22 protein-coding genes are annotated in these 19,568 nt (G+C 63.0%); 5 read left to right on the top strand and 17 right to left on the bottom strand.

Features of this window, described 5'->3' with window-relative positions:
- Positions 1-45: 45 nt before the first annotated feature.
- The 13 genes from BT116_RS29355 to BT116_RS29295 all read right to left on the bottom strand — a co-directional run bounded on the left by BT116_RS29355 (position 46) and on the right by BT116_RS29295 (position 9,662).
- Positions 46-423: a hypothetical protein gene (locus BT116_RS29355; protein ID WP_063323922.1), complete on the bottom strand. Its 378-nt coding sequence runs from the start codon at positions 421-423 to the stop codon at positions 46-48.
- Positions 424-429: 6 nt separating this feature from the next.
- Positions 430-639, bottom strand: coding sequence for an HrpT family type III secretion system protein (hrpT, locus tag BT116_RS29350; RefSeq protein ID WP_063323923.1), 210 nt, complete (start codon positions 637-639; stop codon positions 430-432).
- Entirely contained in the window at positions 636-2,786 is a 2,151-nt protein-coding gene (gene sctC, locus BT116_RS29345; RefSeq protein ID WP_072349224.1) for a type III secretion system outer membrane ring subunit SctC, read from the bottom strand. The genes hrpT and sctC overlap by 4 nt, the downstream gene beginning before the upstream one ends.
- Positions 2,779-3,216 (bottom strand): type III secretion system chaperone, encoded by a 438-nt coding sequence (locus BT116_RS29340; protein WP_072349222.1) that lies wholly within the window; start codon positions 3,214-3,216, stop codon positions 2,779-2,781. Before BT116_RS29340 ends, sctC begins: the two co-directional genes overlap by 8 nt.
- Positions 3,203-3,427, bottom strand: coding sequence for a type III secretion protein (locus BT116_RS29335; protein ID WP_014340714.1), 225 nt, complete (start codon positions 3,425-3,427; stop codon positions 3,203-3,205). The genes BT116_RS29340 and BT116_RS29335 overlap by 14 nt, the downstream gene beginning before the upstream one ends.
- 583 nt (positions 3,428-4,010) lie before the next feature.
- Entirely contained in the window at positions 4,011-4,604 is a 594-nt protein-coding gene (gene sctL / locus BT116_RS29330) for a type III secretion system stator protein SctL (RefSeq protein ID WP_072349220.1), read from the bottom strand.
- On the bottom strand, positions 4,582-5,172 hold the full coding sequence (locus BT116_RS29325; RefSeq protein ID WP_072349218.1) for a type III secretion protein: 591 nt from the start codon (positions 5,170-5,172) through the stop codon (positions 4,582-4,584). Before BT116_RS29325 ends, sctL begins: the two co-directional genes overlap by 23 nt.
- Positions 5,169-6,056, bottom strand: a complete 888-nt coding sequence (gene sctJ, locus BT116_RS29320; RefSeq protein ID WP_072349216.1) for a type III secretion system inner membrane ring lipoprotein SctJ — start codon at positions 6,054-6,056, stop codon at positions 5,169-5,171. The genes BT116_RS29325 and sctJ overlap by 4 nt, the downstream gene beginning before the upstream one ends.
- Before the next feature lie 14 nt (positions 6,057-6,070).
- Entirely contained in the window at positions 6,071-6,445 is a 375-nt protein-coding gene (sctI, locus tag BT116_RS29315) for a type III secretion system inner rod subunit SctI (RefSeq protein ID WP_072349214.1), read from the bottom strand.
- Between the two features lie 52 nt (positions 6,446-6,497).
- Complete coding sequence (locus BT116_RS29310; protein ID WP_072349211.1) at positions 6,498-7,397, bottom strand: type III secretion protein; 900 nt, start codon at positions 7,395-7,397, stop codon at positions 6,498-6,500.
- A gap of 59 nt (positions 7,398-7,456) precedes the next feature.
- Complete coding sequence (locus BT116_RS29305; RefSeq protein WP_003177441.1) at positions 7,457-7,666, bottom strand: type III secretion system major pilin HrpA; 210 nt, start codon at positions 7,664-7,666, stop codon at positions 7,457-7,459.
- Between the two features lie 93 nt (positions 7,667-7,759).
- A complete protein-coding gene (locus BT116_RS29300) occupies positions 7,760-8,683 on the bottom strand; it encodes a sigma 54-interacting transcriptional regulator (protein WP_063323931.1) in 924 nt (307 codons plus the stop codon).
- Between the two features lie 403 nt (positions 8,684-9,086).
- Positions 9,087-9,662, bottom strand: a complete 576-nt coding sequence (locus BT116_RS29295) for a DUF6436 domain-containing protein (protein WP_072349209.1) — start codon at positions 9,660-9,662, stop codon at positions 9,087-9,089.
- A 108-nt stretch (positions 9,663-9,770) separates the two neighbouring features.
- Here BT116_RS29295 and BT116_RS29290 point away from each other — a divergent pair, with 108 nt between their 5' ends.
- On the top strand, positions 9,771-10,718 hold the full coding sequence (locus BT116_RS29290) for a phospholipase BipL (RefSeq protein ID WP_072349207.1): 948 nt from the start codon (positions 9,771-9,773) through the stop codon (positions 10,716-10,718).
- A 1-nt stretch (position 10,719) separates the two neighbouring features.
- Here the strand turns inward: BT116_RS29290 and BT116_RS29285 are convergent, their stop codons facing one another.
- Entirely contained in the window at positions 10,720-11,463 is a 744-nt protein-coding gene (locus tag BT116_RS29285) for a DUF2059 domain-containing protein (protein WP_063323934.1), read from the bottom strand.
- Positions 11,464-11,604: 141 nt separating this feature from the next.
- On the opposite strand from BT116_RS29285, the gene BT116_RS29280 reads away from it, so the two are divergent.
- Positions 11,605-12,237 (top strand): 2OG-Fe(II) oxygenase, encoded by a 633-nt coding sequence (locus tag BT116_RS29280; RefSeq protein ID WP_072349205.1) that lies wholly within the window; start codon positions 11,605-11,607, stop codon positions 12,235-12,237.
- A 2-nt stretch (positions 12,238-12,239) separates the two neighbouring features.
- On the top strand, positions 12,240-12,731 hold the full coding sequence (locus BT116_RS29275; RefSeq protein WP_072349227.1) for a 2-thiouracil desulfurase family protein: 492 nt from the start codon (positions 12,240-12,242) through the stop codon (positions 12,729-12,731).
- Positions 12,732-12,925: 194 nt separating this feature from the next.
- On the opposite strand, the gene BT116_RS29270 is transcribed toward BT116_RS29275, so the two are convergent.
- Entirely contained in the window at positions 12,926-14,299 is a 1,374-nt protein-coding gene (locus tag BT116_RS29270; protein WP_072349203.1) for a GTPase/DUF3482 domain-containing protein, read from the bottom strand.
- A complete protein-coding gene (locus tag BT116_RS29265; RefSeq protein WP_072349201.1) occupies positions 14,292-15,659 on the bottom strand; it encodes a DUF2868 domain-containing protein in 1,368 nt (455 codons plus the stop codon). Before BT116_RS29265 ends, BT116_RS29270 begins: the two co-directional genes overlap by 8 nt.
- 86 nt (positions 15,660-15,745) lie before the next feature.
- On the opposite strand from BT116_RS29265, the gene BT116_RS29260 reads away from it, so the two are divergent.
- Complete coding sequence (locus BT116_RS29260) at positions 15,746-16,258, top strand: dihydrofolate reductase (protein ID WP_063323939.1); 513 nt, start codon at positions 15,746-15,748, stop codon at positions 16,256-16,258.
- Positions 16,259-16,317: 59 nt separating this feature from the next.
- On the opposite strand, the gene BT116_RS29255 is transcribed toward BT116_RS29260, so the two are convergent.
- Positions 16,318-17,709, bottom strand: coding sequence for an L-cystine transporter (locus BT116_RS29255; RefSeq protein WP_072349199.1), 1,392 nt, complete (start codon positions 17,707-17,709; stop codon positions 16,318-16,320).
- Between the two features lie 242 nt (positions 17,710-17,951).
- Between BT116_RS29255 and BT116_RS29250 the strand changes: the two genes are divergently transcribed.
- Positions 17,952-19,007, top strand: a complete 1,056-nt coding sequence (locus tag BT116_RS29250; protein WP_063323941.1) for an HAD family hydrolase — start codon at positions 17,952-17,954, stop codon at positions 19,005-19,007.
- The last annotated feature ends 561 nt before the right edge of the window (positions 19,008-19,568 follow it).

Genomic DNA, 19,568 nt, shown 5'->3' with positions numbered 1-19,568 from the left:
ACAGGTTCACCATGTTCCCGGTCCAAACAGTTCGTTGTGTTTCGCTCAATACGTGGCCGAGTAATCATCGAGGTCTTCCAGGCCCAGCAGTGACAGCTGACGGGACTGGATTTCATCAAGCAGCTCAGTGGATAGCGGCGCGTCGGGCAGCGCCTGCCAGACCACGAGTGCCCGCTGCGGATCGAGAAATACGAACAGCTGCGCGTAGTCGGCCGGCTGGGCAAAACGCCGTTCGAGGGCATGCTGGATCTGGTTTGCACGCAGCGCCTGGCTTTGTATTTGTAAGGCGAGCCCCACGCTGTGTGGCTCGCGTCGCAGACAGAACTCAATGCCTGGGGCTATTTCCCAATACGTCGCGATGCCGGCGATGATGTTCTTCTGGAAGGCCTGGCGAGTGCTTACGCTGTGTACCGAAAAAGACATAGCGTTTCAGTTCTCCAATGGGACGACCGTATGGTCCAGTGGGTGTTCGGGGGAGCCAAGGCCGCCGCGCATGCCGGGTGACCACCAGATCACCAGCCGACCGTTGTCCGGTTCGGCGCGGCTGCAGGCATCGCCCTGGCAGCCTGAGCGGTACGCGCAGCCGGCGAACACCGGCAGGCTCAGCAATAAAACGAGCAGCAGTGGCGTGCGACTCATGGCAGGGTCCTCGCGCTGGTTTGCAGAAGAGAAGGGCGCTCGCCGCCTGGCGTGCGTGTGGGTTGTTTCATGACCACGAACACTTCCGTTTCCTCACCGGGCTCAAGCCACACCTTCGGCCAGGCGGAGGTGGCCAGGGCCCAGCGGCTACCGCAACTCGCTTCGTCGAAGCGCAACCTTTGCTGGCCATCGTTGCGTACCACGCCGACGGCGATGCCGTAATCGGGGCCGGCGAACCATTGGGCCCGGGCAGCGTCCAGCGATAGCCCGGGTTGCAACGCGCACAATGTGTCGGGCGAATAAGGAATCGACGCCGCTTGCTTGAACGTGGCCGGAATGTTGCCGTCGGCGAGTTGGGCGAGCACATCGCTGACCTCGATACGACCGACGGGGCGGGTGCCGTTGCGACGCTCTTCCAGGCGGGCCATGGCGCTGTCGACCTGTTCACGGTCAAGGGCGGAGATGTAGCGGGCCGGGTCGACCTGGTCACCGATCAGGCGAGGCGTCAGGATGAACACCCGTTCGCGGCGACTGGTCTCGCGCGTGGTCGAGGAAAACAGCAGCGGCCCGATCAGCGGGATGCGCCCCAGCCATGGCACTCGTTCGAGGTTGTCGCCGGTCTCTTCGGTATGAAAACCGCCTACCACCAATGACCGGCTTTCCCCCATGACAGCCTGGGTGCTGACCACGCCCCGGCGCACGCTGGGCGTCTGCTGGCCGACTTCCGAGGGTTCGATGCGGCCGTCCTCGATGTCCAGGGACATCTGGATCTGATTGCGGCCCCCGGTCTCGATGGCATGGGGCACGACCTGCAAGCTGGTGCCTGCCGTGATGGGCTCGACGGTGGCGACGCGCTCGCCGATGGCCGAGATGTACTCGGTCCGGCTGAAGTCGATGACCGCCGGCTGGTTCTCCAAGGTCAGTACCGAAGGGTTTGCCACCACCGAGGCCAGGCCACGGCCCTCCAGGGCCCTCAGTTGCGCGGAAAAATCGCCGTAGTCCTGAATGAACACCGTCGAGCTGGCACCAGGGCGAATCATCGAGGCGCCGCCGATCAGATCGCCGCTCTCGACGTTCCAGTTCGAGGCCAGCTCAGCCAGTTGCGTGCGGTCGATGTCGAGGATGATCGCATCGATTTCCACCAGCTTGCGCGGCACGTCCACATCGCGAATCAGCGGCGTGTAGATTTCCCGCCGCTTGGGTGCGTCGTAGATGAGCACCGCGTTGTTGCGCACGTCGGCTTCGACGCGGATCTTGCCCCGAGCGCCTGCACCGCTGTTCGCGCCGGACGGTACACGGCTGGTATTCGGCCGACCCATGCCGTTCAACGCCAACTGTTCGATATTGCCCATGGTCATGGACTGCTGGGTCTGCATGTTCTGGAACGATGCCTGGGGCGAGGCCGTCTGCATGCCCCCCGACACGGCGCTGCGACTTTCCAGCAAGCCTTTCAGGATGCTGGCGACCCCGGGGATGACCAGCGTTTCGCCGCGGTACTTGACGTTGCGGTCGGCGGCGGTGGCATAGCGCAGCGGAAAACTGATCACTTCCTGCTTTTCCTCGGGGGTCTTGCGCGCTTCGGCAAACTGCGCCACCAAGCGCACATAGCGTTCCGGGCCGGAGACCAGGACCACGCCTTCGTCGGGTAATTCACCCCAGCCGAAGCGCGGATCCAGCAGGCCGATGTCGGTCAAGGCTTGCTTCATGTCCGGCACGGCATCGGCGGACACTTCCAGGCGCGTGGAGTCCTGGTTCTGCAAGGGGCTGACGTACAGCGTGTTGCCATACATGAACCACTGGAAGCGATTTTCCAGGCCGAGCCTGTCGAGGAACGCCTGGGGACTTTCGGCGCGCATCCGCCCGTCGACGGTGCCTTTCACCGTGCCGTCGATTACCAGTTGCACGGCGAAGGTATTGGCGAAGTCGCCGAGTACCTTGGCCAGCGGTGTGCTCTGGGCGTCGTAGGCGTAAGGCGTGTTCTTCCAGTCGGTCGGTATGGCCGCCTCTGCCGGCATGCCAGCGCCAAGCGCGCCGGCCAATGCCAGTGCGATCAGCGAAGGTTTCGCCCAGCGGCGTGTGATCGACTGGCGAAGGTGTACCTTGCCTGCGGTCATCAAGCGGTACGGTGCAAGCCACCTGTTAGGCATGGCGGATTCCTGTTCCGAGCAAGTGAGAGTGCGAGAGGCGTCGCGCCACAGGCGTGGCAACGGCACGTTGGTCTTTATTGAGAATGGATTGCCAGGTATCACGCTGGTTGAGCAGTGCTTCGAGCACCTCGATCAAGTCGTCGATGTGCCCGTCCAGCGGCACTTGCGCCAGCAGCCACAACCGACCGTCTTGCGGCGAACGAGCCAGCGCGCCGGGAAATCGTGAGAGGCTTGGGTGCGCCAGCCGAAGCAGGTCTTCCAGAGCCACCTCATGGGTCACCGGGACGGTCAGTTCGACCGATGCCAGCAGGCCTTCGTCGAGCTTGCTGAACGTTGCTTCGCCCTCGTCGATGACAACGGTGAACCGCTCCGGGCCATCGACGTCGGCGTTCCAGCGGGTGAGCTGTGTGCGCAGCTCATGGCATTGCATCGATGATCGCCTTGGCGAGGTTGTGATGGGCTGTGGTCTGTTGAGTCGCTGCGTTCACCGCGACGGACATGCCGTTCATGCTGGTCAGGAATGAGTGCATGTCGTCGAGCGACTGACTTTCCGCTGCGTTCATCGCAGCGTTGTTGACGTTGTCGGTCGCGCGTTGGAAGTAGGTGTCGAGGCGGCGCTGGACGGCATCGGTGGAAGACATGGGCGGTTCCTCTGGGCTTGGGCATATTCACGAGGTGAGTGGCGCCTGTGCCGTTGGCGGTTCCGCGTGAATGAGGAAAAAAATGGGCGTCGGGAGTGGGGCGCGTTTCTCCTGTGGGAGCGGGCTTGCTCGCGATGGCGGCCTGACAGCCGGCCATGCTCTTGTTGACTGCGTACATATCCATTGCTGCGGTAACGGCCACTTAGGGTTCCGCCCTGACGGCGGCTCACTTTTGAAAAGCCCGGAAGCCGGCCCAGTCAAAAGTAAGCAAAACGCTTTATGCCCCACCACTCGGCACCTCGCCTAGGCTCGGTGTGCCCTCACTCCGGCATTGCTCCGTGGGCCCGCCGCGAAGGGCCATCCATGGCCCATCGCGGCTATCCCGGCATCCATGCCGGGATGCCCACTCCACAATGCCTGCGTTCGGCCAGCGTGGTTAACGGGGCGCCGAGATCAACGTCCACCGTGAGGCGGCCTTATAGCCGACCTGGTTCTGGGTGATCGTGTTTCTCCTGTGGGATCACAGGTATGGCAGTCACCAACAATCCTCTGTGGGAGCGAGCTTGCTCGCGAAAGCGATGGGTCAGCTTGCGGTGATGGGTTGTGGTTCGGGCAGGCGTAGGGTTTCGACGGCGGTGGGCCAGTCGAGCAGGTATGTACCGCCCGGCGTTTCCAGCTTCAGTTGATGTCGTTCCATGTCGACATCGGCCACCGGCGTCCAGGGGCGTCGGCCGTCGATGCCCAGGCTCTGGGTCAGGCTTGCCAGGTCTTCAGGATGACAGCGAAGGGTGGCGCTGACCGGGTCGTCCTGACGCGACGCCAGTTGGCGGACGAGTGCATCGATGCGTGCCTGCTCCGGGACTTCGTTCAACAGCGTCCCCAGGGCCTCGTTGACCACGTGTGCAGCGCTCGTTTCGATTCGTTCCCACATGGCTTGACGCTGGGCTTCCCAGGCGGCGAGCACGGCTTCGGCCTTTTCCCAGAATTGTGCTTGAGCCTTGAGCACGGTCGCGTCCGCCTCTGCGCTGGCGCGTCCAAGCAATTGCGCGGCCTGGGCCTGGGCCTGTTCGAGGATGACCTGTGCGCGGGCACAATCGACCAGGGTTTCGCGAGCGATGTAGGGCTGCGACAAGCCTTGGCCATCAGGGCGCAGTTCAAGCGAACGCCGAGCGAGCATCGTGTCTCTCCGTTTGGGTAGGTGCCGAGGCTGTCAGGCTTTGCTCAGCTTTCCAGCAGGCGGACTGCCAAAGCGTATTCAGCTTGGCAGCTGGCGGTTGAGGGGCGGGTGCCGATTCGATGGCGATGATTCTGTCGCGTGGGAACGCCAGGCGCGCCCGTTCCCAGGCCTGTTCGCCCAGCCAGGCACGCAGCAGGGCGAGCGGATCCTGGTCTTGTTCGAGCCAGTGTCCCGGGCGCAGGGCTTTGGCGGTGCGCTCGCACCAGGCCCGGTCCTGCACCGAAAGTGCCTGTGTTGCCGTTAACGGTGCGCAGGTGCTCGCCACCAATTCGCAGGCAAGGACCAAGGTCCGGGGCGTGCCGCAGAACAGCGATTGCAGCGCCGGGCTGGGTTGGGGGGGCGTGCACGGCGTCATACCGAAGCTGCGGGCAAGCGCGGCATGCTGCGCTGGGGCGAGGGCGTCGATCTGTGGCGCGGTCAGCAGGCAAAGCGCTGACGAATACCAGCCCCGGTCTGCTTCGCGCCAGGCGAGGGTCCACCAGCGAACCCATGCAATCTCCGCCGTCATGCGGCGGTCCCGCTACGGTCGGGTTTGGTCCCTGGGTTTTTCACGGCGAACAGCCCAGGTGTCATGCTGTTTTGGGGGGCGGCGGGCGTCCCGGCCGGTTTGGTGAGCGTGCGATCGAGAAATCGTGGCAGTACCAACACGCCGTTGCGCCACAGCCGATAGAGGCCATACAAGACGCCCATCAGGATGGCGAGCAAGGTGATACTTGCCGTCACGGTCACCGCCCGCCAATAGCCGATGTCGTCGGCCTGCATGAGGAAGGGGCCGAAATACGCCATCTTGCGCCGTTCCTGATACGGCGCGGCGGGAACGAATACCACCGATAGCTTGGCCGGATTCTGGGCGGCGTCAGCCATGCCGGGAATCCCGCTGGCGACCAGGTTGCGCACGCGCGGGGTGATGCTGTCGGGGTCCAGCGCACGGGTATGCTTGATAAACACCGAGGCCGATGCGGGTTGGACCGGCTCACCCGGGGCCACCCGTTCCGGCAGGACCACATGGACCCGGGCGAGCACCACGCCATCTATTTGTGACAGCGTCGATTCGAGCTCCTGGGACAGCGCATAGATGTAGCGGGCACGCTCCTCCATCGGCGTGGAAATGACCCCTTCCTTGCGGAAGATCTCCCCCAGGCTGGAACGTGAGCGACGCGGCAGGCCGGCGGCTTCGAGTACCTGGACGGCGCTGTTCATGTCGGCTGGCTCGACCAGCACGGTCAACCCGTCTTTGTCGACTTGCTTGCTCGCCTCCACGTTCTTGTTCGCCAGCTCGGCGATCACTTCGTTGGCATCCTGCTCGGAAAGATGGCTGTGCAGCGCCGTCCGTTCGTCGCAACCGGTGAGCAGCAGGCACAGCAACAGTGTCGAGAACGCGCGCTTGGACATGACCGGCCTTCCCTTTACTGAAGATTGGTGAGCTTCTCGATGGCCTGGGAGCCTTTGCTGACCACTTTCGCGGTCATCAGGCTTTCCAGGTGGAAGGACGACAGTGAGCGGTTCGACTGCAACATGTCCTGCGGGTCGGCAGTGCGGATGGCCTTGAGCATGTCCCGGTTGGCGCGGTCGTCCAGGCGCTGCAGTTCACCGGAGCGGCTCGACAGCGAGTCAATGATGCGTGCCGCGACATTGTTTTCGCTGTTCGGGGCGGGGGCTTTCTCGCGCATTTGTGCAGTGAACCAACTGACATCGCTGGTCTCGGCGCTCGCTGGTGGCCTGGCGCTCGTTTTGGCGGACGTGGAGGCGAGGTTGCTGGGGTCGATGGCGTGTATGTCCACGGAATGTCTCCTGTTTCAACGGTCGGTTTGAAAACTCAAAGGTCGGGTGCCTTCAGACGCACATCAGCCTCAAGACGTTGCGAGCGCTACCGGTGACGCTCAGGTGAAACTCGATTTCTTCCCGGCTGCGCCGGGCACGCTGACGCGGCGGGGCTTGCTGGCCGGCCAGGCGGGCGAGGGCGAAGTCCAGCTCTTCCAGGGCAAGTTGGAACAACCGGGTTTCGCGGGCATCCAGCGCTGTGCCGCGGGCAATGCGTTCGGTCCATGTCCACCGTTCTGCGTCGAGGGTCGCTGGCGGGGGATAGCGCGTCGGATGCTGGTCCATGAATGCGGCGATCTCGAACAACAGGTCCTGGTCGTCTGGTTCATACCGCGCCTGGCCGTCACCTTCGTCGATATCCAGCAGCGTCAGCAGTTTCCTGCGGCCCAGGACCGCGATGATCTTGAGCAGCAGCGACAGGCTCGCGTCATGACGACTGCGCCGCGTGGCGTGATCGCCCTCGATCTCCCAGGCGCCGAACAGCGCGCCACAGAAGGGGTTGTTGGCATTGCCGAAATCGCTTTGGCTGTCGACATCGTTGTCACCGATGGGCTGTCGGCGATAGGCGAACATCTGGGCCAGATCGTTGAACAGGTCTTCATTGGAATAGGCGTCATCGATATCGACGTCGAGATTGGAGCCGGTGCCGTTGTTGATCTCTTCCAGGATGTCTTCCAGTACCAGGCGCAAGGGGTCTTGGGTCTCTGCGGCGAATCCGTCCTGGGGGCTCGGCCAACCAGGTCGGGACTGTCCGCCCGCCGAACCCTTTTCGTTGCCCCACTGGACGAGCGACTCTCGCAACCGGTCGCCGGCTCCGTGCAGCGCCAGGTGCAGGCCTGGCGGAGTCGGCGCAGGTTCGTCATGGGACAGGTCCCTGAGAGCTCGAAGGCTGTCTGGCAAGTCGATGTGCATAGGGCCTCCTCGCATCGCGCTTGAGGTTACCCCGCCGGAGCGGGGCTAAAGCGAGAGGGTCAGAATCGTATGTTTTTCGAGGCTTCCCCCATGGCGGTGATGGCTTTGGTTGCGGTGTCCATCGACCCTGCCGCGATTGCGTTCATGGTGTCAGCGACCAGTTTCTTCTGGTCGAATTCGGATTTCATGGTTGTCATCGCAGCCGAGGTCGCGTCCATCTGCTGCATGGCAGCCGTGGAAGCCGCGAGAGAAAGTCCACCAAAACTCATAGTCGTATCTCCGGGTTGTGGAATGGCGAGACGATCGTGAGCGTCTCGCTGGTTAAGTGGCGATCGTTGCGTAAACGGTTCCACCGATCCCACTCAACTCGTCGATATTTGCAGGCACTTCATCCGGTAATACAGCGTGCGCCGGGCGATACCCAGTTCGGCGATGACCTTGTCGATGCAATGATGGTGGCGGCGCATGCAGTCCTCGATGAGGATTTTTTCGAACTGCTGCAGGTGTTCTTTCAACTTGAGCGTCGAGCTGCTGTGTTCCAGTTGCTCGGCGCGGGGCAGCGCCGGCAAGCCGAGTACGTACCGCTTGGCGGCGGACTGCAGCTCGCGGATGTTGCCAGGCCAGGCGTAACCGAGCAGTTGGCGCAACAGCGCTGGCGACGGCGCGACGTAGGGCCGGTCAAGTGCCTGGGCCTCCCGGCGCACCAGCGACTGGAACAGCGGCACGATGCGCTCCTTGCGGCTGCGCAGTGGCGGCAGCTTGAGGCTGATGATGTTCAGGCGAAAATAAAGGTCCCTGCGAAACTCGCCACGTTCGACCATTTCTCCCAGCGGGCACTGGGCGGAGGCGATCACTCGCATGTTCACCGGGATGTTCTGGGTCGAGCCCAGGCGCTGGACCGTCCTGGATTCCAGGACTCGCAGCAGCTTGGCTTGAAGGCCCAACGGCATGCTGTCGATTTCGTCCAGGTACAGCGTGCCGTTATGTGCGGCTTCGACGAACCCCGCGCGATTTTGGCTGGCCCCGGTAAATGCGCCGGTGTTGGCCCCGAAGAGCTGGCTCTCGGCGAGGGTTTCGGGAATGGCGGCGCAGTTGATGGCCACGAACTTGCCGGAGCAGCCGGACATGCGATGGATCTTTTCTGCCAGCGTGTCTTTACCGGTACCCGTCTCGCCGCGCAGCAACACATCGATCATGAGCGGAGCGACGCATTGGACGAACGCCTCGAGGTTGAGGGCATCTTCTTTATAGGGATTGGAAAGTGCAGCGCATAGCAGCTTTTGCATCACTGACGATTCCATTTCTTGTTTGGTTAGAAGGGTCGACAAGTTGAACGATGAAAAGGCGTGTGAAACTTCCTCGGGTTAGCGCCGCCGCGCGACTGCACGGGTAATAAACATTTTGCTGGTCACGAGGTTTAGAGAAGAGATTAAAAAAAAGTTCATGCTGGCACGACCGCTGTTAATCGATTCAGCTAAACGGTCAACCGGGCTGAAATGCCCTGCACAACCCGTCTGGCATGGGGCACAGGCCGAAAAGGAGCGGTAATGGCGTCGTTTGGAAAAATTGGATCCGACAAACGGTTCAGCCCGGGCCCTTACTTTGAGCAAGAGCTCTAGAAGCAAGCACTAGTCTCAACTTTGTCGCTGCCCAAGAGGGAGAGGTGTAATACGCGTTGTAGTTAATTCGTCAGTTTGAAACCGACCATGGGCAATAACAGCCCACCGCCAACGTGTGAGTCGCACTAACTTCCCGGTCGACACTCAACGCCTCGAGAATGGGCTCGATGAAGCTGTTGCTCGAGTTGCAGGTCAGGCCTTCGCTGTAGGGGCCGAAGTACGCCAGTTTGCCGCTGCGATCCCAGATCGCTACGGCCGGGCTTGCAGGAATCTGGCTTGAACCGGGGAGCGCCGGGAGGGTTTTCAAGTGACTCAACGTGACCGGCAGCTGACCTTGGCTGCCGGCTTTTTGTACCGCATAAAACTCGACGCCTTGCGGTACATATTTATCGACCAACTCGGCAAGGTGTTGCTGGTTGCCGACGTTGCACGGGCACGCCGGGTCCCAGAAATGCACCAGGCGTATTGCGCCGGGGCCGGCCAGATCGGCAGGCAGGCGCAGCGGGTCGCCGGAAAACACCGCGGTGTGTTGGCTGAAAGCCCGCAGGAAACGGCCTTGGAACCAGTCGTAGGCCATCCACAATACGACGGCGCATCCGAGGGCGAGCAGGCTGGCGAGCAAGGCTGTGCGGTGGGACGGGCGCATGGAGTCGATCCTCTGAAGCCGCGTAGCTTGCCATGCCTGCCGCGACAGATGAATATCGCAGGCCTACAAAGTCTGTTTCGCGCGATGCGCCTATGCCTGGAAATCTTGATGCCTGCCACTTTCGCCCCCGATCTCCTGCGTGCCAGCCTGCAGCCGCTGGCCCAGTGGCAAGCCCTGTCCGAGCAAGCCCAGGCCTACCAGCGGTTCTATGGCCTGGACTTTCCCCAACGCAGTGTGCGCAAGGGATTGGGGCGTTTCGAGGTGGGTGGGTATGAACTGGTCAGCCAGGTCTGGTGGCCGGAAAAAGCCGTGGCGACCTTGTTTGTGTTCCACGGTTATTACGATCACATGGGGCTGTATCGCCACTTGATCGAGTGGGCTCTGGAGCAGAAGTTCGCGGTGATCGCTTGTGATCTGCCGGGCCACGGCCTGTCCAGTGGCGAGCGCGCCAGCATCGAGGATTTTGCCGAGTACCAGGCCACCTTGCAGGGCCTGTTGGCCGAGGCCGGGACACTCGACCTGCCGCAACCCTGGCACCTGTGCGGGCAAAGCACCGGCGGGGCCATTGTCGTCGATCACGTGCTCAACCAGGGGGCACAGAGCCCGGCCCAGGGCCAGGTCATCCTGCTGTCACCCCTGGTGCGGCCGCGGGCCTGGGGCTGGTCGCGCCTGAGCTATTACCTGCTCAAGCCCTTCGTAAGGGGGATTGCCCGACGTTTCAGCGAGAACTCCACCGACCCGGACTTCCTGCCGTTCCTGCAAGCCGACCCGCTGCAACCGCTACGCCTGCCCACCGCCTGGGTGGGCGCGTTGGGGCAATGGATCAAGCGTATCGAAGCCGCCCCGAGCAGCCCGCGCCAGCCATTGATCGTGCAGGGGCAGGCGGACATGACGGTGGATTGGATTCACAACCTGCAAGTGCTACGCAGCAAGTTCGATCGGCCGCAGGTGTTGATGTTGCCCGAGGGACGCCATCACTTGGCAAATGAGGCGCTGGCGTTGCGCCAGGAGATGTTTGGGTTTCTGACGAAGCGGATGAGCCGGGTTCGGCGCTGAACTACTGCCCGAGATTCTGCCCCACTGCCAACCCCGCCCGAATCGCCGCCAGGGCCGCTTGATAATAAGCCTGGCCCTCGGTCGATTCGGCGAAGGTGGCGAACTCTTCCAGCTCGGTATCCGTCAGGTCACGGTAGACGTACAGCAGCGTGTTGTTCAGGTCCGCGCCGATCTGTTCCATTAACCGCTGGCGCTGGCTGTCGAGCATGCCCTGGGCCTGGCCGCCGCCCAGCAGCCCCGGGATCATCGAACTCAGGCTGTCGGCCGCCACGCCGGCGATCGCCAGGCTGACTTCGGCGCCGGCCTCGCGGGCGGGCAGGGCCTGGGCCAGGTGGCCGATGATCAACAAGCGGTTGTCGCTGGCTGGCATCTTCGGCAGGCCCTTGGCGTTTTTCGCCAATTGATCGCGCCGGGTCGCCAGCAACTCGGCCGCCACGACCTTGCGGCCCAGGGGCGACTGGAAAAAGCTCAGGGCCGGGCTGGGATCACGCAAATTCTTGCGCATTTGCGCCTCGGCCCGCTGGTCCATGGCCTGGGGGGCGAAACGTTGATTGCTGTTGTTCACCAAGGCTTGGAACACCGCCGGCGGCAGGCTGCTCTGATAGCGCTGCTGGGCGGCGCTCAAGGCGTCATTGAAATGCGCCCGCTGTTCCGGCCAACCGGCGACCTTGTACAACTGGTCGTAGCTGTCTGCCCAGGCGGGCAAAACGCAGAACATCAACAGTGAGAAAAGCAAACGGCGCATAGGGACTCCTGTCAGCAGCCGACTATTCTCCGTGGGGTGTGGGGTCTTGTCGAGAATTCGTATCAAGTTCGTACGATGGTGCTATCTGGCGGCAAAAAACCTGCCGAGCGTCGCTGTCGGTTTTGCAGGCACAGGCATACTATGCGCGCCATGCAAATACCTTCTGATCACCCGCTGCTGTTACGTATCGTCGACGACCTGGCCGAGCGCGGCTGGTCGCAGCAGGACCTCTTTCTGCCGGAGGCGCTGACCCGCGCCCTGGCGGCCGAATGCCGCCAGCGTGCCGCCGAGGGCGAACTGGCCCCGGCAGCGGTCGGGCGCGGGCCGTTCTCGGAGATCCGCGAAGGGATCCGGGGTGATCACATTCAGTGGATCGAACCCGGCCAGGCGCAAGCCTGCGACCATTACCTGGCGCTGATGGACAGCCTGCGCGAGGCGATGAATCGCGGGTTGTTCCTGGGCCTGGAAGACTTCGAAAGCCACTTTGCCCTCTATCCGCCTGGCGCGTTCTACCTCAAGCACGTCGACCGCTTCCGCGATGACGACCGACGCACAGTGTCGGCGGTGCTTTACCTCAATGACGACTGGTTGCCGGAACACGGCGGCCAGTTGCGCATGTACCTGGACGAGAGCCTGGAACAGGACGTGGTGCCCATCGGCGGTTGTCTGGTGGTGTTCCTGTCGGGGGACATTCCCCATGAAGTACTGCCGGCCACGCGTGATCGCCTGTCCTTGACCGGTTGGTTCCGCCGTCGCGGCAACGAGTTGTTCTGATGATGGAAAAGATCCTGGTCAGTCGCTGCCTGCTCGGGCATCGCGTGCGCTACGACGGCGGTGCCAGTGGGCCGTTCGATCAATTGCAGCAATGGCTCGACGAAGGCCGGATCGTGGCGCTATGCCCGGAAGTCGCCGGCGGTTTGCCTACGCCCCGGGCGGCGGCGGAGATTCCTGGCGGGCAGGGTGGGCAAGTGCTCGACGGCCAGGCACTGGTCATCACCACCGACGGCGAAAATGTGAGTGCGCAGTTTTTGTCCGGTGCGCATCAAGCGCTGGCGTTGGTGCGCGAACACGGCATCCGGATCGCCGTGCTCAAGGCCAATAGCCCATCGTGCGGTAACCTGTTGACCTATGACGGAACGTTCAGCGGTGTGAAGGTCAGCGGCGAAGGCGTGACGGCGGCGCTGCTCAAGCGCCATGGCGTGCAAGTGTTCAGCGAGCTGGAGTTGGTTGAAGCGGCTTTGGCGCTCAAGGCATTGATCGACGACTGACTAAGGGGCAGCGCTGCTTTTTTGTGGTGAGGGGATTTATCCCCGTTGGGGTGCGAAGCGCCCCAAAAATGGTTGAACGCTATTGACCTGACAAACCGAGGTGTCAGGTTTTGGGGCTGCTGCGCAGCCCAGCGGGGATAAATCCCCTCGCCACAAACTATGTCCACCTTATCCCCGGTTCAGGCAGGGGATGTCTAGAGCTGCTCAGCCAACTGCTCGATCAGCTCCTGGCGCTCTGCTTGGCTCAACCGCGCCTGGGGATTGAGGGATGACCACTGCGGATGCGCCCGCGCCTTGTTCAAGGCTTCGGGCAGCTTGCCCTCGCGCCAGGTCTTGTCCAGGGGCGTGGCGATGCGGATGCTGTCCATCGCCGCATGGCCGCGCTGGTCGAGGGCTTGCAGCAGTTGGCGTTGGCGCAGGGCCAACAGGCGCAGCACGCTGTCGTCCACGGTCAATTCCCGTTGCCCCTTGAGCTTGCCCATCAGCCGGTTGCCATAGCTGCGGGCGGTTTGCAGGGTGCCGCCGACAATGGCCCCGGCCAGGGCGGCGGCGCCAAGGGTCAGGCCGCCCACCAACAAGTCCACGCCAGCCCCCGCCGCCGCGCCCGCCGCGATCCCGCCACCGACGCGTACGCCCAGTTGCTTGAGAGTCTCGGGGTTGAACAGGTCATCGCCCCAGCGTCCGTCGAGCAGCGGCAGATCGCTGGCGGCGGCGTCCTGGGGACGAAAAGCATAAAGCTTGAGCAGGGCTTCGACGCAGCGCTGCTCGCGCTGACGCACCGCTTTGCGCAGTTCACTGATGGCCTCGCGTTCCAGTTCGGCGTCGCTGGCGACGCTGCGTCGGCAGGCGGCGCAGTCGATCAGCAGTTCGGCGATCAAGCGCGCCGCGCTCTGCTGGCGGGCCAGGCGTTGGACCTGTTGATCGGCGACCAGGCGTTCCAGTTGCCCACGTGCGCTTTCCAGCAACAGCGCGAGGCTCTCATACAGGCGTCGCTCGCCGTCCTCGGGCGGAGCCACGCTGTCAAAACGCACCAAGGCGTGCAGCCCCAATCGCGCCAGGGCTTCGCGCCAGTCGGGCTCGCGATGGTGGGCGCTGCTGACGAAATTCAACACCGGCAGCAGCGGCTTGCCACAACTGGCGAGGACTTCCAATTCATCGCGGTACTTGGCCAGCACCGGTTCCCGGGCGTCGATCACATAAAGCCCGGCGTCGCTGGCGAGCAGTTGTCGCAGCACTTTGGCTTCTTGTTCGAAGCGTTGCCGCGCCTCGCTGCCCTCGAGGAAGCGGGCCAGGCGCGCCGGGCCGTCGAGGCGTTCGCCAGGACGCTCCAGGCGCTCGAGGTAATCGAGCAGGGCGATGGCGTCTTCCAGGCCCGGCGTGTCGTACAGTTCCAGCAGCGCTTCGCCGTCCACCGACAGGCGCGCACCTTCGACATGGCGGGTGGTGCTCGGGCGATGGGACACTTCGCCGAAGCCGACGTCGCGGGTCAAGGTACGCAGCAGCGAGGTCTTGCCGACATTGGTGTGGCCGACCACCGCCAGCTTCAGCGGCTTCATGGGTTCAGTCATGGCCGGTCTCCAGCCAGTTCAAGGGCATGCAGTCGGCGAAGGGCAACTGCAACTGTTGCAGTGCGGTGTGCCAGTCGCCCAGGCGCTCGGCGTCCAGCGCTTCGCCAGGCGGCGCCTGCAACAGCCAGACGCGGGTGGCGCTGGCGCTGCGGGCCAGCTCGGCGATCAGCGCCAGGCTGCCGCGGTCCGGCGAACGGCGTGGGTCGCAGGCAATTGCCAGGCGTGCCGGCGCAAAGCGCGACAATTGCTCGAGAAGTTTGTGGCGCGACTCGCGGCTGTCGAGAATGCCGGCGCTTTTCACGGTTTCGGGCAGCTTGGGCGGCCAGGGCCGATCGTCCAACTCGATTGCCACCAGCAGCGCGCCGTCGCTGTTTATTGCACTGGCAGCATTTTCGATGGGATGCAATTGCGCGGGGGCGGCGTCGTTGACGCCCAGTCGCTCGCTGCTGGGCATCAGCCGTTCACGCAATTGGGCGTAGCCCGGCAGGTTCAGGTCCAGGCGCAGCGTGGCGCGGCCGCGCCGCCAGCGCCACAGGCACAACAGTGCCAAGCACAAGCGCGGCAGCAGGCCATAGACCAGCAGCACACCGACCAGCCAGGCAGCCCAGGCCTGGCGCGCGCTCTCGATGTTCAGGGCGGCATCGCCACTGGCGCGGATCATTTCCACTGTCGGCACACTGAAACCCAGCAGGGCGGGCAGCGCACCGAGGGCCTGGGTCATGGCGACGAAGGTCTCGCCGCCGAGGAGGGTGGTTTCCCAGACGAAGCCGTAGCGCCGGGTCGCCATCAACATCAGTACGATGGCCAGCGCGCTGAGCATCGCCAGCAGCCACAGGCCATTGACCAACACGCCGAGGGCCCAGCGATTGAGCTTGTGCCGTTGCAGCAACAGCAGCAGGGCCGGCGCCAGTTGGGCGGCCTTGGCATCGCGAGCGAGTTTTTCACTGAGCCACAACCACAGGCGTCCCAGCGTGGCACCTTGCTCGCCAGCGAATATCAGGCCCAGTGCCCAGCTGATGAGCAGGATCAGGTTCAGCCCCAACAGGCTGCCCAAGGCCCAGAACACATTGACCGGTGTCAGCCCGTCGCCGAGTGCGGCAAATCCCAGGCCGGCGCCGCTGATGATGGCGATCAGCGCCAATGCGATCAGCGCCAGGCGCGCCCCTTGCAACCAATGGCGCAGGGCCTCGGTGAGGCCATCGCGCTCGGCCAGCCAGCGGGCACGGTGGTGGATGCGAGTGGCTAAGTCGCCGCCGGCCGCACGGGCCAGGCGATTGGCTTCCTGGTCCTGGAGCGGGCCGGCGTGTTCTTCACGCAGGCGTATCGTCTCGGTCAACCAGAGGTTCTGCAGTACTGTCACGAGGGTTTCCGTTGCTCGAATGAGGGTTGAGCATAACCGCTGTGAAGCCTGTCGGGGTACGCCGAGCCTCTGGTATCCTCGCCGCCATGAACAAAACTCTTCCCCTAAGCCTGATCGCAGCCCTCGGTGAAAACCGTGTGATCGGTGTCGACAACAGCATGCCCTGGCACCTGCCGGGGGATTTCAAATACTTCAAGGCCACCACCCTGGGCAAGCCGATCATCATGGGGCGCAAGACCTGGGATTCCCTCGGTCGACCGCTGCCGGGACGCCTGAACATCGTGGTCAGCCGTCAGCCAGGCCTGGTGCTGGAGGGCGCGGAGGTTTTTTCCACGCTGGAGGCGGCGGTGGCGCGCGCCGAGGCCTGGGCACTGGAACAGGGCGTCGATGAGCTGATGTTGATCGGCGGCGCGCAACTGTACGCTCAGGCGCTGGCGCAGGCGGATCGGCTGTACCTGACCCGCGTGGCCTTGAGCCCGGAGGGGGATGCTTGGTTTCCGGAATTCGATTCGAGCCAGTGGACGTTGGTCTCGAACCAGCCGAACCCGGCTGAAGGCGACAAACCGGCCTACAGCTTCGAGGTGTGGGAGAAACGTTGAGACAAGCGTAGATCGTTCCCACGCTGCGTGGGAACGATCAATCGATCAGGTGTCGCCCATCAAGCGTGTACCAACTCCCCATGTTCCTCGGCATCCAGCAACGCCTTGTCAGTCTGCTGCATCACCTGGCTGGTAATCGCCCCGGCGGTGATCGAGCCGCTGACGTTCAACGCCGTACGGCCCATGTCGATCAGCGGTTCGACGGAAATCAGCAACGCCACTAGCGCGACCGGCAACCCCATGGCCGGCAGCACGATCAGCGCGGCGAACGTCGCGCCGCCACCGACCCCGGCCACACCGGCCGAACTCAACGTCACAATCGCCACCAGCGTCGCGATCCACACCGGATCCAGCGGGTTGATGCCCACAGTCGGCGCGACCATCACCGCCAGCATGGCCGGATAAAGGCCGGCGCAACCGTTCTGGCCGATGGTGGCGCCGAACGAGGCGCTGAAGCTGGCAATCGTCCGTGGAATGCCGAGGCGGCTGGTCTGGGCTTCAATGCTCAACGGGATGGTGGCCGCGCTTGAGCGGCTGGTGAAGGCGAAGGTCAGCACCGGCCAGATCTTGCGGAAAAAGCGCAACGGGTTGATCCCGGCAGCAGACACCAGCAGGCCATGGACCACGAACATCAGGCCCAGCCCCAGGTACGACACCACGACAAAACTGCCGAGCTTGATGATGTCCTGCAGGTTGGAACCGGCCACCACCTTGGTCATCAGCGCCAGCACACCGTACGGCGTCAGCTTCATCACCAGCCGCACCAGGCGCGTCACCCAGCTTTGCAGGGTGTCGATGGCGTTGATCACTTTCTGGCCTTTCTCCACGTCGTCCTTGAGCAACTGCAGCGCCGCGACCCCGAGGAACGCGGCGAAGATCACCACGCTGATGATCGGGGTCGGCTTGGCCCGGGCCAGGTCGGCAAAGGGGTTCTGCGGAATGAACGACAGCAGCAATTGCGGGATATTCAGGTCGGCGACCTTGCCGGCGTAGTCGCTCTGGATCACTTGCAGGCGCGCCAGTTCCTGGGGGCCGGCCACCAGGCCTTCGGCGGTCAGGCCGAACAGGTTGGTCAGGCCAATACCGATCAGCGCGGCGATGGCGGTGGTCAGCAGCAGCGCGCCGATGGTCAGGAAGCTGATCTTGCCCAGGGACGAGGCGTTATGCAGGCGGGCCACGGCGCTGAGGATCGAGGCGAAGACCAGCGGGATAACGATCATTTGCAGCAACTGCACGTAGCCGTTGCCCACCAGGTCGAACCAGCCGATCGAGGCCTTGAGCACCGGGTTGCCGGCGCCATAAATCGTGTGCAGGGCGAGACCGAACGCCACGCCCAGTACCAGCGCCAGCAGCACTTTCCTGGCCAGGCTCCAGGTGCGGTGACGGGTTTGCGCCAGGCCGAACAGCAAGGCGAGGAACACCAGAAGATTGAGGGTCAGCGGCAGATTCATCAAAAAGACTCCGACAAGGCGTGCCAGTCGCCCGAAGCCGCGACTGTGAGCCGGGAAGCCTAACAGCCTGATAACTAATGAATTAATACTAAAAACGCATGTAGATTGTCGTTTATGGAATAAGGCAGCGACGTTTACGGATACGTCGCTGGCGCAATCAAGACGCAAGCGGTCGCGGGTAGGCGAGGACTGTCACAACCATTTGTTAGCGTCGAGTTCTTTTGAACCCGGGAGAAATGCCGATGAAACTCGCACCTCGTTTTCTCGCTGTCGCCTTGAGCCTTGGTCTCGCCGGCCAGGCACTGGCCACCGATCTCAAACACTGGCCGGCGGAACAAGCCAAGGCTCTGGAGACGATGATCGCGGCTAACGCCAACAAGGGTAACTACGCGGTGTTCGACATGGACAACACCAGTTACCGCTACGATCTGGAAGAGTCGTTGCTGCCGTTCATGGAGAACAAGGGCCTCATCACCCGGGAAACCCTGGACCCGTCCTTGAAGCTGATGCCGTTCAAGGACACCGCCGATCACAAGGAAAGCCTGTTCAGCTATTACTACCGCCTGTGCGAAGTGGACGACATGGTCTGCTATCCGTGGGTGGCCCAGGTGTTCTCGGGCTTCACGCTCAAGGAACTCAAGGGTTATGTCGACGAACTGATGGCGTCCGGCAAGCCAGTGCCGACCACCTATTACGACGGTGACAAGGTGGTCCAGTACAACGTCAACCCGCCGAAAGTCTTCACCGGCCAGGCTGAGCTGTACAACAAGCTGATGGAAAACGGCATCGAGGTCTATGTCATGACCGCCGCTTCCGAAGAATTGGTGCGCATGGTCGCCTCCGATCCGAAGTACGGCTACAACCTCAAGCCGCAGAACGTCATCGGCGTGACCACGCTGCTCAAGGACCGCAAGACCGGCGAGCTGACCACCGCGCGCAAGCAGATCACCGCCGGCAAATATGACGAGAAGGCCAACCTCGGCCTGGAGTACACGCCTTACCTGTGGACCCCGGCGACCTGGATGGCCGGCAAGCACGCGGCGATCCTGACGTACATCGACGAATGGAAAAAACCGGTGCTGGTCGCTGGCGACACGCCGAGCAGTGACGGCTACATGTTGTTCCACGATGTGGACGTAGCCAAGGGCGGCATCCACCTGTGGGTCAACCGCAAGGACAAATACATGACCCAGATCAACGGCATGATGGCCAAGCACGCCGCGGCCCAGGCCAAGGAAGGACTGCCGGTGACGGCGGACAAGAACTGGGTGATCGTCAAGCCGGAAGATATTCAGTAAGCCCCACCACAGGGATACCAAGGAAACCTGTGGCGAGGGGATTTATCCCCGTTGGGCTGCGAAGCGGCCCCAAACCAGGCAACTCGGTGTGCCAGGAAGATGAGTAGGGCTGCTGCGCAGCCCAGCGGGGATAAATCCCCTCGCCACAAAGATCACTCGGCTCCAAGGGTCGAAGGAATCAAAAAAAGCCCCGCACTTGGCGGGGCTTTTTATTGGTGCGCCAGGCATGGCGCGTTGCGCGCAAGCGCAACCAGCTTGGCTGTGGTGGCCACGCTGGTGACTTGGAGGTGCAAGTCCTCTACACACCCGGCAAGGGGAAGTGTTAGCCAGAGGCAAGGGTGTCGCGGGCGACTGCGAATCTGAAGAAAGCCCGAGGCAAAATGCTGGCCTGACGAACAGGAAGCGGATTAGGCGGCACAGCGGGGTAAGAAGGCCAATATCTTCAAAGCCCGATACTTGCACGGAACGCTGTGACGTAGATCCGACAGGCATAAGCAGGAAGGTCGCGCGAATTACCCTGGGAGATCTGTTTAGCCTGCCATGTGCTACCGGCGCCGTGAG

The organism is Pseudomonas sp. NFACC16-2 (assembly GCF_900119205.1).
In the GTDB taxonomy this organism is placed as follows: Bacteria; Pseudomonadota; Gammaproteobacteria; order Pseudomonadales; family Pseudomonadaceae; genus Aquipseudomonas; species Aquipseudomonas fluorescens_Q.
Note: the sequence above shows the minus strand (reverse complement) of the source record. Positions and strands in the feature narration are given on the sequence as shown.

Bases quoted from the DNA above. Each gene is read 5' to 3' on its own strand.
- BT116_RS29355 (WP_063323922.1), bottom strand. From the start codon at position 423: ATGTCTTTTTCGGTACACAGCGTAAGCACTCGCCAGGCCTTCCAGAAG.
- hrpT (WP_063323923.1), bottom strand. From the start codon at position 639: ATGAGTCGCACGCCACTGCTGCTCGTTTTATTGCTGAGCCTGCCGGTG.
- sctC (WP_072349224.1), bottom strand. From the start codon at position 2,786: ATGCCTAACAGGTGGCTTGCACCGTACCGCTTGATGACCGCAGGCAAG.
- BT116_RS29340 (WP_072349222.1), bottom strand. From the start codon at position 3,216: ATGCAATGCCATGAGCTGCGCACACAGCTCACCCGCTGGAACGCCGAC.
- BT116_RS29335 (WP_014340714.1), bottom strand. From the start codon at position 3,427: ATGTCTTCCACCGATGCCGTCCAGCGCCGCCTCGACACCTACTTCCAA.
- sctL (WP_072349220.1), bottom strand. From the start codon at position 4,604: ATGCTCGCTCGGCGTTCGCTTGAACTGCGCCCTGATGGCCAAGGCTTG.
- BT116_RS29325 (WP_072349218.1), bottom strand. From the start codon at position 5,172: ATGACGGCGGAGATTGCATGGGTTCGCTGGTGGACCCTCGCCTGGCGC.
- sctJ (WP_072349216.1), bottom strand. From the start codon at position 6,056: ATGTCCAAGCGCGCGTTCTCGACACTGTTGCTGTGCCTGCTGCTCACC.
- BT116_RS29310 (WP_072349211.1), bottom strand. From the start codon at position 7,397: ATGCACATCGACTTGCCAGACAGCCTTCGAGCTCTCAGGGACCTGTCC.
- BT116_RS29305 (WP_003177441.1), bottom strand. From the start codon at position 7,666: ATGAGTTTTGGTGGACTTTCTCTCGCGGCTTCCACGGCTGCCATGCAG.
- BT116_RS29300 (WP_063323931.1), bottom strand. From the start codon at position 8,683: ATGCAAAAGCTGCTATGCGCTGCACTTTCCAATCCCTATAAAGAAGAT.
- BT116_RS29295 (WP_072349209.1), bottom strand. From the start codon at position 9,662: ATGCGCCCGTCCCACCGCACAGCCTTGCTCGCCAGCCTGCTCGCCCTC.
- BT116_RS29290 (WP_072349207.1), top strand. From the start codon at position 9,771: ATGCCTGCCACTTTCGCCCCCGATCTCCTGCGTGCCAGCCTGCAGCCG.
- BT116_RS29285 (WP_063323934.1), bottom strand. From the start codon at position 11,463: ATGCGCCGTTTGCTTTTCTCACTGTTGATGTTCTGCGTTTTGCCCGCC.
- BT116_RS29280 (WP_072349205.1), top strand. From the start codon at position 11,605: ATGCGCGCCATGCAAATACCTTCTGATCACCCGCTGCTGTTACGTATC.
- BT116_RS29275 (WP_072349227.1), top strand. From the start codon at position 12,240: ATGGAAAAGATCCTGGTCAGTCGCTGCCTGCTCGGGCATCGCGTGCGC.
- BT116_RS29270 (WP_072349203.1), bottom strand. From the start codon at position 14,299: ATGACTGAACCCATGAAGCCGCTGAAGCTGGCGGTGGTCGGCCACACC.
- BT116_RS29260 (WP_063323939.1), top strand. From the start codon at position 15,746: ATGAACAAAACTCTTCCCCTAAGCCTGATCGCAGCCCTCGGTGAAAAC.
- BT116_RS29255 (WP_072349199.1), bottom strand. From the start codon at position 17,709: ATGAATCTGCCGCTGACCCTCAATCTTCTGGTGTTCCTCGCCTTGCTG.
- BT116_RS29250 (WP_063323941.1), top strand. From the start codon at position 17,952: ATGAAACTCGCACCTCGTTTTCTCGCTGTCGCCTTGAGCCTTGGTCTC.